Raw genomic sequence first — 12,404 nt, 5'->3', positions numbered from 1 at the left:
ATCCTTTTGCTCATCATACTTTAAAAATAAAGCAATGAAGATTTTAAAATATATACCCGGACTTGTTTTCATGCTCTCGCTGTTGATGGTAACTTCCTGTAAGGAAAGTCTCACGGAGATCAATGAGAACCCAAATGGCGTCGATCCAAACCGCGCCAATCCCAACTTGATAATGCCCACCGTGATGACGGGCGTTGCCAACCAATATGTAAAACTAGGTTATGGCAGAATCGCCGGCGTTATTCAGCATACCCAGGAAGATGCCTGGAAAGATGGTTTCAACGATTATAACTGGAACGAAGAGGACGATGAATGGAAATCGTGGTATGGCTTTCTGAGAAACAACAACCTGCTGTATAAGAGAGCTGTTGAGACTAAGGTCAAATTCCATGAAGCGGTTGCATTAACGATGCGTGCATTCATTTTCGGCACCATTTCCGATCTTTGGGGCGACGCACCTTACACGCAGGCGCTGAAAGGGGACGAGGGGACAATGCTTCCTGTGTTCGACAGTCAGGAAGTAATTTACAAAGGGATCATTGAAGATTTGAAGGCGGCCTCAGCCATTTTTGCCTCTTCCGGTGATGAAAGGGATGCGCCTGCTTATGATGTGTATTACAATGGAAGTGCGCAGAAATGGCAAAAATTTGCAAACACATTATTGCTCCGTTACTATATGCGCATTTCCAGCAAGCTTCCTGACATTGCCAAACCGGGAATTGAGGCCGTGTATGCATCCGGAATTTACTTCAAAGATGCCAGTGATGACGCAGTAATGGACTTCATAGGGACGGATTCGAACAATTCGTGGCCCAATGCAACGGCATACGACGTCAGCGAATCCAACTGGAGAAGGAGAAGACCAGCATCCACATTGATCAATAATCTGGTAACCAATGAAGACCCCCGATTGAAAGTGTGGTTCCAGCCCGTTCACGTGCGTTGGGTGGCAGATCCGACATTGGCTAAGGGAATGGATGAATTCATTCGGGAAGATGGCAAAATCCTTACCGGTGTAAAATCGTTTACTGAGCAGGAATTAAGGGTGAAAATTGCCGCAGGACATAAATATACGCGCCATTTTAACCCTAATACTTACAAGCCCAGCCGTCCCGAACAATTCAACGGGCCGATCAATACAGGCGAATATGTGGGCGTTCCTCCGGGAATGATTGATCCGACTTATTACAATGAAAACCCTACGACGGGCCAGCAAGTGCAAAATCAGCATGCGTCGCAGCTGAGCTACACTTATCAGGGAAATAAAGGTGGGATTTTGAAAGCCAGACTGGCTTCTGCGGCCGAAGCTTCATTCATTCTTGCAGAAGCTGCACAGAAAGGCTGGGCTGCCGGTTCTGCGGCTGCGCATTATAACAATGGAATCAAGCAATCTTTGCAAACCTGGGGTGTAGCAGATAAATACGACACATTTGTCAAGCAAAAGGGCGTTGCCTATAACGGAACATTAGCCCAGATTATGGAACAAAAATGGGTGTCGAGCTGGACAGCTGCCACAGAAGGCTGGTTTGATTATCGCCGGACCGGCTTACCCGCATTGGTTCCGGGCGTAGCGCCTACATCCCGCGCATTGCCGCTGCGTTTTATTTACAGCAATAACGAGCTTAACAACAACGGAGAAAGCGTAAAGAGTGCAATTGAAAAATTAGAGGAGACCAAGTTCTCAGGACCGCGTAAGAAAAACAGCCAGTGGTCGAAACCATGGTTGGTGCAGGGCACGGGAAAACCCTGGTAACAAGTAAACAGGCTTTTGTTTTTTTGCCAAATAGCCCGATCATAGCAGAACCGCAGTAGAGTAAAAGGAACGCAGCTTCGTGCCCTTTTTCGCTACTGCGGTTTTTTGTTTACAACATTTATTATCCACACTTATTCTGAAAGAAAGAATCAATGCAAAAGAGCTATTTAAAAACAATCCTCCTCGCTGCATGCCTCGCAGCGCTTTTCACAGGTTGCAATAAGAGTAACGAACTTCCTTCGGGCACTGTAAAAGAAGTGATAGACAATTTGGTTACAAAACTTTACAGAACCCTCCCGCCAACACAACTTGATACGATTTCAAATGAATATATTTTACGCTTGCTGACAGATAAAGACAAAGAGATTTTATCAAAGAAATTCTGGACATTCGATGTCAATGTGCCCGTAATTGTTTCCTTAATGCGGGATAGGGATCAGGAGGTGGTCCCGTTCTGGATAGAGGCGAGCGGGTTTAAACTGACTCAATTTCAGGTCAAGAATGATGAGTATGAGTACGAGGTTTGGCAGAAGGAATTCCCTGCCGGACAGGTTGGACTTGGAATAAATGGTTTTGATAAACACCGGCCTGTCTATTTTATTACCGTGGCCCCGCAAAATGAGAAGGATAAGCTCAAAATCACGAATGTGAATCCCCGGTATGCATTGGGTGTCATGGACCTTAACGAATTTACCTATCACGATTGGGACGAATTAAAGCTGAAATTCCTTTCGGTTGAACTGAAAGATCAGGTGCTTTTTACGACTGTTCGCGGCCGGGCAAGAGAAGCACATCTGGTAAACGCATTCAGAACAACCGACACGCCTTCCAGTACAAAGCCCGATCAGGTCGTGCTCACTTGGAGCGGCGACCCGAAAACAACCATGGACATTCAATGGAGAACCAGCCCGGAAGTAAAATCAGGGAAGGTGAAATACTGGGAAAAAGGCGGTATAGATACATTTTACGTAGATGCTTCCGTCTTTAAAATGGAAGACAGGCTCCTTCGGAATGATCGTTTCGTGAACCGGTTCACAGCCAATCTCAATTACTTGGACCCCGGACAAGCCTATCAGTATGTATTGGCTTCCAAAAGCGGCTGGTCGCAACATGCCGAATTCACGACGGCCCCTTTGAATGAAGAAGATTTTTCTTTTATCTGGTTTGGTGACACGCACCATTCTGAGGCCTGGGGTGATATGGCCAAAAAATCATTGAAACGACATCCCGAAACAGCATTTTTCTCTATTGTGGGCGATCTGGTCACCACCGGCTTGCACCGCGACGAATGGGATAAGCTCTGGGATTATTCAGACAGCGTGTTTACGGGTAAGCCATTGATGCCTGTTCCGGGTAACCATGACAGCCAGGATGGGCTCGGGGCGTGGATGTATAAGGAAATGTTCAGCCTGCCAGACAATGGTCCCAAAAAGCAACCTTCCGAAATGACCTATGCCTTCAATTATGAGCATGCGCTATTCCTGATGATGGATGCGACGCTGCCGATTCATGCGCAAACTGCATGGATGGAGCAACAGCTTAAAAATTCTGACGCAAAATGGAAATTTGTCATGCTCCATTTCCCGCCTTACAACTACGATAATTCGTATGATGAGATTATAAAAGAATGGTGTTCGCTATTTGACAAATATCACGTGGATATGGTCATGAGCGGGCATATGCATTATTATTTGCGTACAAAACCAATGTTCAACGAACAGCCCGTGGCATCGCCGGCAAAGGGAACAATATACACGGTGTCTATCGGCATTCCGGGAGAATTGGAATATTGGTTAGCGGAAGAATATGCTGCGGTAAGAATGAAGGAAGGCCCGCTTTACCAGCACATTGCGATCAAAGGAAACACACTTTCGTACAAATGCTACGATCCCGATGGCAATGTAAAGGACCAATTGGTGATCAAAAAGTAAATTGTCTTTTTAGTTAAACGAGCTGGAAATGAGCGAAAAACTAGCAATACATGGCGGCTCAAAAGTCGTGGACAAAGAATTTCCCTGGCCGATCTATGATAGCAATGACGTAAATGCGGTCACGGAGATCGTCATGAGCGGAAAATGGGGAAATCCGGATTGCGGTGACGAGGTCGCTAGGTTCGAAAGTGAATTTGCAGCCTATTGTGGAAGCAAATACGCCATTACCTGCGTAAATGGCTCCGTGTCGCTCCGTCTCGCATTGATTGCCTGCGGCGTAAAACCGGGCGACGAAGTAATCGTTCCGCCTTATACGTTTATCACAACAGCTTCATCAGTTATCGAATGCAACTGTGTTCCGGTGTTTGTGGATATCGAGGCCGACACTTATATCATAAGTCCGGCAGCGATAGAAGCTGCTATTACTGAGCGCACAAAGGCTATCATTCCCGTTCATTTCGGTGGGCTCGCCTGTGATATGGATGCCATTATGGACATTGCAAAAAGACACGGGCTGCGCGTTATTGAAGATGCTGCGCACGCCCATGGTGCCGAGTATAAGGGGAAAAAGTTAGGCTCAATAGGCGATGTGGGAAGTTTCAGCTTCCAATCATCCAAAAACCTGACCTCCGGCGAAGGCGGGATTGTGATCACAAATGATGATGAGTTATATGCCATGATGCGCTCCCTGCGGAATGTCGGGCGCATTGAAGGCGGTCAATGGTATGATCACTACCATCCCGGCTGCAATTACAGGATCACCCAAATGCAAGCCGTGCTGCTCTCACAACAGTTGAAGAGGCTGGAAATGCAAACGCAAAAGAGGAATGATAATGGTCTTTTTCTGAATGAATTACTGTCGAATATAAGAGGCTTAATGCCACTAACCCGCAGTGAGGCCATCACGTTGCATTGCTATCATATCTATATCTTTAAATACGACGCCAGTGAATTTGGCGGCTTATCAAGAAACGATTTCGCAGCAATGCTGGCCGCAGAAGGCGTTCCCAGTTTCAAAGGTTATCCGCATCCGTTATACAAGCAGCCCCTTTTTCAGAACAAAAACTTCATGTGCTACGCCATCCCCGACCACGTAGATTACACCCGGGTCCATTGCCCTAACGCCGAACAAGCATGCTCTGAGGCCATCTGGATCCTCCAACACGCATTGCTAGGCGAAAAGGAAGATATGCAAGCTTTCGCGCATGCGATCTTGAAAATCCAGCGGGCAGTTTGCTGAACCGCCCGCATCATTTACTTACCAACTCTAACCCTGATCCCTTCGCTATGCGAGGTGAATTCGGGGGCGTACATGCATTGGATGGTGGTGATGCCATTGCTGAAATCGCCTTCCTGATTAATAAATAGCGGATATTCGAACACGTATGTTCCTTTATGTAATGTGCTGAAAAAGAAATTGGTACTGGCGTCTTTTGTGCTTTCATAGTAACCTAAGCCTCCCTGCCATTTATAACTGCTTAGCACATTCACAGGCTCAAAACCCGAGGCGCGCATATCTTTCATATGCACATATCCCATGCCCCGGTCGGCACGAAGCTCAATGCGGACTTTCACTTTGTCGCCCACGTGCAGGATGTCATCCGGGTTTACGGGAGTAAGCACCGGGCCGCTATCCGAGTTTTTTTCAATAAATAGCTTTTTTGATAGTTTAAGCGGTGTTTCTGAATAAGTGATTTTGTCAAGATCTTCGAAATACTGCCAATAGACTGCTCCCCAGGATGGTGCGCTGGCAGTGCTTTTTTCTCCGTTTACACGCACTTCAATGTTGCCCATGCCAGCATTTACTTTACTTCCCTCGATCCTCGTTTTGAAATAGCCCGTGCCCGCTTCGGTCTTCTCTGCCTCCACTTTGGTGTCGCCCAGATGCACCAATATTGTGCGGTCGTCGGTAAGCCAGTTATTTCCGGTCATAAGCAGTGCGTAGCAGGCTTCTGCAGTGGCTTTTGTGCTTTCCCAATTGTTGGTCTGCTTATTTTTCAAAAGCCAGGTTTTCATATCATCCACTGCCGCAACATCACTTGCAATCTCTTGAAAAGCCTCTATCAACAATGCCTGGCGCTCGATGGGCGCTTCATGCCACCACCAGCCGCGTTGGTTCGTTTTCCAATACATGCCTAGCTCTTCGTTTATAATAGCCGTTTGTTTCAGTGATTTCAGGATTGCGGCAGGCGTGGTCTTGTCACCGGAGCGGTGCAATGCTATGGCAATTAGCCCCTGCATGTATTTGGTCTGAATGTTCCAGGTAACCCTCGCCCGTTCCATGAAATAGCGATATGCTTTTTGAGAAGCAGCGGGCACGGGCTGATCCGGGAAAAAGCTTCGCATGTACAAATACTGCGTCACCAATGTCGATGGCGTATACTCTTTTAAGTTAGCCTTATGCTTGATCAGATCATTATAATCGTCGATAATCCGAGCGTCCAGATATGGGATTGCAGCCTTAATAATGACAGTAATTTGCTCCTCCTGGCTTTTTTGAACAGCATTGGCCTTACGCAAATGCCCTATTCCGCTAACGATATATTGCGTCATATAACGGTCGTCGGGGCCGCCTTTGAACCAGGAAAAGCTGCCATCCGGATTTCGAAGCTGTTGTAACTTTTCAATAGCGCTGCTCAGCTCATTGGTCATTCGCAAAAGATCAAAAAGCAGGGCAATGTTCTTCTTTTGCTCATTTTCTGTTTTTGCTGCCAGCACCCACGGCGTTTCTTCCAACAGTAGCGATTTTAGTTCCTGGTTTTTTTGGAGATTACTTAGCAAAGCCGTCGTGTCACTTTTGCGCCAGGTTTCAAAAACCCTGGCAATTCGTGAAGAGCTTGCGACAATGTTGGCTGCCATTGAATTGGCATAATAGCGGTTCCAGGTTTGTTCGGCACAATCGTACGGATATTCCATTAAATAAGGCAGCGCTTGCACGGCGTACCAAGCAGGATTGCTGGTGTATTCTACGGTTACAGACTGATTTGTAAGCGTTTTTGAACTTCCGGAATTGATCAGCTTTTCCATTTTGAATTGCTTGCTTCCTGTTCCGCGCATGGCCAGAGGCAATGTTTCGGTTACCAGCATGCGGTTGGACAACACAGGCAATGTGTTTTCTTCACCGTCCGAGAGGTTGCCTGAACTCGCTACGATGCGCCAGGTAACTGTTTGGGAATACGGTTTGGGAATGCTGATGGCAAATTGCGCCACCGTGCTTTGCCCGGCAGCAACATTGAAGTCTTTTGCATCTCCCACATTCGCAAACAATGCGTCGATAGCCTCGTTGCTTTCTATATCCATCAATTGCAGGGAAATTTTCCCCTTTAAAGAACGATCCGACAAGTTGACCACTTTCGTGGCAAATGTAATCTGATCCCCTTCACGCAAAAACCTGGGCGGATTTGGCTGCACCATCAGTTCTTTCTGCGTAATGATTTCTTTGCTGCTGTAACCCAATGCAAGCTCTTTTGTATGCGCCAATGCCTGGAATTTCCAGCGCGTTAATGCTTCGGGCATCGTGAATGAGAAGGTAATGCTGCCGTCTTTATCGGTTTTCAGGTCAGGAAGGAAGAATGCTGTTTCGTTAAAATTTTTGCGCGGAGAGGCTGGTGGAATAGTGTTAAGCTTATCTTTTTTCTGTTGAACACCATAACCGACTTGCACCACCTCATTTAAAGCAGCAGCGTCTTCTCCAAACGGTATTTTCTTTGCGATCACCGCTTCCTTTACTTCCTCTTCGGATATCATATTTGCGGACATCGGAGCGCTCATTACCATACTTCTGTTTCGCACATTACGGCCGCCGCCACTTAGCCCGCCGGCCCTGCCACTCAATCTCAATATGATGCCATTGTCGCCATAATCAGGGCCTAGCAAATTGTCGTAGCGCTTCTCGAAATGCTTGTAAGGTTCAGCGCCCGAATAAAGCACCTGGGCATCTTTGTATATAAAACTAAGTCCGTTTTCCCACCTGGCGAGCCCCGGGCTAACCGGCCAGTGATCGGGTTTATTCCATTCATGCTTGTAAAACTGATCCAAAGAGGCGTCGTACATGCCAGCAAGCATTTCTGCCGCCACTTTATCCTGCTTGTAACCCGAAATTTTTACGGTCCATTTTTCCTTGCTGCCGGGCAAGGTTTTGTCGCGGAATGTCTGATATTCAATTTTTAGCTCCTTGTTAGTCCAGGGGACGCTCACAAAATCCTGATACTGGTGCACGCGGTTGTGCTTTACAAATAGGTAATCGACACCAAAACCGCCCCGGTCTGTTTCTGTTGCAGTTATGTCGAAGGACTTTCTTTCCGCATTTAATTTGAAAAATGAAAAATTGTCCGGCTTGCTTTTTTTGCCGGAACTGGTGATTACGAATGCGTTTTCGGCAGACGTAGCAAGCTGAATGTTCGTTTTTTCGCCTGGTTCGATTGTTGTGCTGCCTTTTGCCTGAATGTATTGCGGATAAATGAGCGTATTGTTCGCGGGATCAATCAACTCCATGTATTTAATATCCTTAACCTCTGCATTTCGCTCGTCTTTTGCTGTTATTTCAATTTTATAAACGCCGGCTGCTAGTTTCGTTTTATCGAGTTGAAATGGCTCTTTTTCGTTTATCTGTGCTGTTTTTTGGAAAACGATACTTTGCTCCGGCCAGTTTTCCTTGTCCGTTTCCTGATCATATTCATCATTTGGGAAAGCTGCGATAAATTCAGGTTTGATCATAACAAATACGTCCGGGCGCTCCCAGTAACGCGGGCGGATGAGCCTGTTTTCCGGGGAAAGTCTGGCGATCTTTACGGTTACAGGTGACGGAACAAATGTCCCGTTCATATTTTCCGTGCGTATTTTGAAATCGGATAATTTGTTGATCTCAATGGTTTCCGGAATGTCGGTTTTAACTAAAATGGATTTATAACCCACATTGACATTCGTTTGCGCACTCCGGGTTTCTCCGTTTATATCCGTAATGTCGGCATAAACTGTAAAGTTGAAGACAGGTTCCAGGTCTTGCTTCGCCCTCAAATTAGGGATGGCTTCAAAAGAAATGTGAAACTTGCCTGACGCATCAGTAACAGTTTCACCATGAGCGATTTCCATCGGGGCGGCAATTGGGAAATATCTGGATTTGTAAATCCATGGATATAAATATCGCTCGCTTCGGACCACACGGTAAACGACTTTCGCGCCATCGATTTGATTGCCGGCATAAGCCGTGCCTGTTCCGGACACCTTAATGCTGTCGCCCAGCTGATAGGATGCACGCAATGTATCAAACTGCACGGCAAATCGCGGTCGCTTGTATTCTTCCACATGAAAAGCAGTTACGTCTCGGTCGTTCGCTACGATGGAAAACTGGCCGTTAAGTGTCCCGGAAGGCAGGACAAATGACCCTGAAAAACTCCCGAAGTCATTCACGGTTTTGGTTGCCTTTTCGACCACTTCGCCGTTGGCGTTTTTAAGTACTACTTTAATTTGTTCGCGCTGATCTTGTAAAACCGTCTTTCCTTTTGCAGCAATGCCCTTATAATAAACGGTTTGGCCAGGTCTGTACAAACTTCGGTCCGTAAAAAGATAAATGGCACTGTGCGCACTTCGCGCAGTATCAATATTTGTGTTATAGTAAGTGTGAACAGGTTGCTGAATAAACAAATGATCATTTCCATGCGTGACTTCCAGTAACACGCCCTGCGATTGGGGGCGTTTCGGATTTTCTTTCTGTTTGAAATAACCGTTTTTGTCGGTTATATAAGAGGATTGTTTTGCTTTGACATAACTGCTTGTTTTATAATCATATATGGAGTTCCAGATCGAAGCATTTGCACCGGCAAGTGGTTGTCCGCTGTCGCGGTCGAGGATAAAATAATCTTCATCGCGCTGAACATAGCTGATGTTGCTGACATAAAGAGGCTTGAAACCAGAGGTGAAATTTCTGTCCAGACTGTGGGCCTTCGAGCTGGCGATCAGCATATACTCGCCTCTTGGAAGGCCGTCCACCTTAATTTCCACGCCATGCTGCTGATAATCTTTCATGTCAGGCAGTTTTTGTTCCCAACTCCGCAATGCAGGCGCTTTGTGAAGCAGCCGGAAGGTTTCATTGATATCGTTTTTGTCAACGCTCCGTTTTATCTCTTCGGTCGCTTTTACGATCTTCAAGAAAACCGAGCTGAGATTTTTATAATGAACGAGTGTTAGAAATGGCTTTTCAGGAATGTTGACATGTTCTGCGGTGAACTGTAATTCTTGCCTTTTTATGCTGTTCAAAAGGTTATAAGCATTAATTCCACCTTCCGTTTCAGGGTTTTCCTTAATGACTTTTTCACATATTTCAGCCGCTTTGACTTTGGCAAAACGATGGGTCGTATCCCCGTTTGCTTTGAATGTATTTCCAAATGTATCATGGTAAGCGGCCATCAGATACCAGGCTTGCGCTGCGGCCGGGGTTTGCGCATATTGTTCCGCCACATGATTGATCGCCATATAATACCGGGATTCTGCATCCGGATGAACCGACTTTTGCCGCACAAACTGTAACCGCTGCAAGTCAATGTCGATCAATGCATCAGGCTGCGGATCATTGCTGTGAAATGCGATTAGTTTCTGATACAACTGCAAGGCAAAGAATTCAAGCGAAGTGCTGTCCTTTGTCTCGAACTTGTGGTGAATGAAGTCGGCAGCCGGATCAAAAGCTGAGGCTTTGTCGATTTCAAATGCGTAAGCTGGTTTCTTAATGTCCCGTTCGTCATTTGAAAAATACTGTAATGCATTGTGTGTGAGTAAATCATATAGGGTAGGGCGCAGCTTTCGCATGTTTCCCTTCGTAATGATCGCGTCGTAGGTTTCCAGTTTTGTTTGTTTCAAAAGTGCTTCGTCCGCAATGGATGCCAGATAAAGCGAAGCAATTTTTGCATGAAAATCCTCGGCAGACCAGGTGCTGATATCCTCTTTTATGAAATTCAATGTGGCCGTTCGCTGGTAAAGTTGCCAGCGGATCCTGTTATAATAGCCGTAATAAGTGGAAGCGAGCAGGTTTGTTAGGATAGATTTTGCCGGGCCCTTGCTCTCCGCAACCTCCTTTTCCAGCTCCTTAATGGCAGTCGTTTGATGATCCTCCCGTGTTTCGGCTTGCAACGTGACCATGTACACCGCGGCCTTAATCACCTGGGCTTCCTGCTTTTCCTTTTTGGCCAGATCATAAATCTTCCTGACTTCTTCGAGCGCCGATTTTGGTAATTTTTTTTGCTCGTGTGCTTCAACGATTTTCCATTGGGCATCGTAGTTTTTGAGCTTTTCCTGTCCGTTGGTGTGCATAGGTAAGTAGCAAATGAAGAATGTGATGAAATAAGGGAAGTATGCCCGGAATGCTGTCATGTTCTTTTAGGGAGAATGAAATGCAATGATGAACGCCGTTAATGCTCGTTACGCTAAATATAGTCTAAAACGGAAATGTTTTGGGATACCATTTATCCGGAGGCGGTTATGAAGTATCCAGGCTTCATTAGAATTTAACATTCGGCAGAAGTAAAAAACGAGCTGATTGCCGCTTTGTACAATATGAAGTATATTTAATAAAGCCTTTTGGAAAAATATAATTTATTAATATTCAAGTTGAACGAAATTTATTTGATTGAAATATGCGTACGATAATGCTGGTTGGCGGGATAATCATTGTGCTCGTGCTGGGAAAACTTTTCGTTTTCTCTAAGCCGGGAAAGGATAAGCCCTCGGAAGTGAAAGGAGCGGGAAGCAAAGGAGGCGGTTCGTCCGGCGGAGCAGCAGTGCCGGTCAATGTGTATGTTGTTAAAAGAGAAACTATTGAAAATCAGATTTTCGCGTCCGGAACGGTGATTCCCAATGAAGAGGTTAATGTCATGGCCGAAGCATCGGGCAGGTTGGTTTCATTGAATATCAAAGAAGGCGCATTTATTGAAAAAGGTCAGCTTATCGGCAAGATCAATGACCGGGAGTTACAAGCACAATTGCAGAAAGTTGCTTACAATCAGGATCTTACTAAGAAAATTGAAGCGCGCCAGAAGAAACTTCTGAATGTGGAAGCGATTAATCTGGAAGAGTATGATGTGACTTCGAATAACATCAGGATCCTGGAAGCTGAAAAGGAAGTCCTGGAAGCGCAGCTGGAAAAAACGGAGATCAGGGCACCATTCAGTGGCCGCGTAGGATTGAAATACATTAGCGAAGGCGCGTATCTGGCGCCGGGTACGCCCATCGTGACCATCGTTCAAAGCAATCCGGTAAAGGTGGATTTTACTGTCCCTGAAAAATACGCGCCCAACATCAGAGTTGGTAATGTCGTGAAGTTCAATCTCGACGGTGATGCCTCAACTTACAATGCGAAAATCCTCGCAATAGATCCAAAAGTGGAGGAAAGTTTACGAACGCTGAAAGTGCGGGCCATAGCGCCAAATCCTGCGGGGCGGTTTGTTCCGGGGATGTTTGTGAAGATCCTGGCAGACCTGGATGCCAATAAATCGGCCATGATGATCCCTACCGAAGCCATTGTGCCGGTTTTGAAAGGAAAGAAGGTTTTTGTTGTAAAAAACGGCAAAGCACAGGAAGTTATGGTTGTGACCGGATTGCGTACGGATAAAAAAATACAGATCATCGAAGGTTTGCAGCCAGGCGACTCGCTGATCACCTCCGGGATTATCGCTATCAAGCCCAATACGGCCGTGCGGGTGAACTGAGGAAGGAATCGTGAACATGTCAAA

5 protein-coding genes are annotated in these 12,404 nt (G+C 46.0%); 4 read left to right on the top strand and 1 reads right to left on the bottom strand.

Annotated elements, in window-relative coordinates:
- Positions 1-34: 34 nt before the first annotated feature.
- The 3 genes from L0660_RS17585 (at position 35) to L0660_RS17575 (ending at position 4,924) form a co-directional block, all read left to right on the top strand.
- Entirely contained in the window at positions 35-1,753 is a 1,719-nt protein-coding gene (locus tag L0660_RS17585) for a SusD/RagB family nutrient-binding outer membrane lipoprotein (protein ID WP_235160562.1), read from the top strand.
- Between the two features lie 152 nt (positions 1,754-1,905).
- Positions 1,906-3,684 (top strand): metallophosphoesterase family protein, encoded by a 1,779-nt coding sequence (locus tag L0660_RS17580; protein WP_235160561.1) that lies wholly within the window; start codon positions 1,906-1,908, stop codon positions 3,682-3,684.
- A gap of 28 nt (positions 3,685-3,712) precedes the next feature.
- Complete coding sequence (locus tag L0660_RS17575) at positions 3,713-4,924, top strand: DegT/DnrJ/EryC1/StrS aminotransferase family protein (protein ID WP_235160560.1); 1,212 nt, start codon at positions 3,713-3,715, stop codon at positions 4,922-4,924.
- Positions 4,925-4,938: 14 nt separating this feature from the next.
- On the opposite strand, the gene L0660_RS17570 is transcribed toward L0660_RS17575, so the two are convergent.
- Complete coding sequence (locus tag L0660_RS17570) at positions 4,939-11,046, bottom strand: alpha-2-macroglobulin (protein ID WP_235160559.1); 6,108 nt, start codon at positions 11,044-11,046, stop codon at positions 4,939-4,941.
- A gap of 263 nt (positions 11,047-11,309) precedes the next feature.
- Between L0660_RS17570 and L0660_RS17565 the strand changes: the two genes are divergently transcribed.
- Positions 11,310-12,380, top strand: a complete 1,071-nt coding sequence (locus L0660_RS17565; RefSeq protein ID WP_233797542.1) for an efflux RND transporter periplasmic adaptor subunit — start codon at positions 11,310-11,312, stop codon at positions 12,378-12,380.
- Positions 12,381-12,404: the final 24 nt, after the last annotated feature.

The organism is Dyadobacter sp. CY351, assembly GCF_021502625.1.
GTDB lineage: Bacteria > Bacteroidota > Bacteroidia > Cytophagales > Spirosomataceae > Dyadobacter > Dyadobacter chenhuakuii.
This window is presented reverse-complemented; position numbering and strand designations above follow the sequence as displayed.

Coding starts and splice junctions, on each gene's coding strand:
- L0660_RS17585 (WP_235160562.1), top strand. CDS start 35: ATGAAGATTTTAAAATATATACCCGGACTTGTTTTCATGCTCTCGCTG.
- L0660_RS17580 (WP_235160561.1), top strand. CDS start 1,906: ATGCAAAAGAGCTATTTAAAAACAATCCTCCTCGCTGCATGCCTCGCA.
- L0660_RS17575 (WP_235160560.1), top strand. CDS start 3,713: ATGAGCGAAAAACTAGCAATACATGGCGGCTCAAAAGTCGTGGACAAA.
- L0660_RS17570 (WP_235160559.1), bottom strand. CDS start 11,046: ATGACAGCATTCCGGGCATACTTCCCTTATTTCATCACATTCTTCATT.
- L0660_RS17565 (WP_233797542.1), top strand. CDS start 11,310: ATGCGTACGATAATGCTGGTTGGCGGGATAATCATTGTGCTCGTGCTG.